At 64.6% G+C, this 1,111-nt stretch carries 1 protein-coding gene; it reads left to right on the top strand.

Annotation, left to right across the window (positions count from 1 at the left end; translation table 11 throughout):
• Window positions 1-51: 51 nt before the first annotated feature.
• Window positions 52-1,098: an IS630 family transposase gene (locus ACOVRJ_RS08120; RefSeq protein ID WP_422043381.1), complete on the top strand. Its 1,047-nt coding sequence runs from the start codon at window positions 52-54 to the stop codon at window positions 1,096-1,098.
• Window positions 1,099-1,111 lie beyond the last annotated feature (13 nt).

Raw genomic sequence — 1,111 nt, 5'->3', positions numbered from 1 at the left:
CTAGTCCACTGAAGCATTGAAATCGGCTGTGTATGCTCCATCTTAGAGGGCATGCACAGAATGACTTTGACGGCCGACGAGCGCGGCGATCTTGAGGCGGTGATCCGCAAGCGCAGTGGCAGCGCGGCTCTGGCACGGCGTGCGCGGTGCGTGCTGCTGTGGGCCGACGGCGAGCGCCGCGTGGACATCCGTACCAAGCTGGCCTGCAACGACGCGTTCGTCACGCGCTGGACGCAGGCCTTTGAGCTTCAAGGGCTGGCTGGGCTGGTTTCGTTGCACCCTGGCCGCGCGCCGGTGCAGCCGGTTGCCAAGCTGGAGGCGCGCGTGCTGAACAAGACGCTGAAGCACCAACCCAAGGACGGCTCCACGCACTGGAGCAGCCGCAAGCTGGCGGCCGAACTGGGCGACGTCTCGTTCTCCGCTGTGCAGCGCATCTGGCGCAAGCACGGCCTGCAGCCGCACCGTCTCGATCGGCACCTCGTCTCCAACGATCCCGACTTCGAGTCCAAGGCTGCCGATGTGATCGGCCTGTACCTCAATCCGCCGGCACATGCAGCCGTGTTCTGCGTGGACGAGAAGACGGCGATCCAGGCGCTCGACCGCAAGGACCGGATGCTGCCGCTGGCGCCCGGCCGCGCCGAGAGCCATGGCTTCGAGTACAAGCGCAACGGCACCCTGAGCCTGTTCGCCGCGCTGAACACCGCCACCGGCGAGGTGCTGGGCATGACCGCACCGCGCCACACCAGCGAGCAGTTCGTCGGCTTCCTGGGTGACGTGGTCGCCAGCCAGCCCGTAGGCCGCGAGATCCACGTCATCTGCGACAACGTGAGCAGCCACAAGACCGACCTGGTCGAGGCCTTCCTGGCCGAGCACAGCAACGTCCGGATCCACTACACGCCCACCTACTCGTCCTGGCTCAACCAGGTCGAGAACTGGTTCTCCCGCATCCAGCGCGACGTCATCAGTCGGGGCATCTTCACCTCCGTCAAGGACCTGGACAAGAAGCTCATGCGCTACATCCGCGAGCACAACAAGAGCCCCAAGCCGATCAAGTGGAAGTACGACAACCCGAATCGGCGACACCACCAATTCTTCTGATTCAGTGGACTAG

Origin of the sequence: Roseateles sp. (genome assembly GCF_049240545.1) — a bacterium.
Classification (GTDB): Bacteria; Pseudomonadota; Gammaproteobacteria; order Burkholderiales; family Burkholderiaceae_C; genus Paucibacter_A.
This window is presented reverse-complemented; position numbering and strand designations above follow the sequence as displayed.

Excerpts from the sequence above, each read along its gene's own strand:
- ACOVRJ_RS08120 (WP_422043381.1), top strand. The coding sequence starts at position 52 with ATGCACAGAATGACTTTGACGGCCGACGAGCGCGGCGATCTTGAGGCG.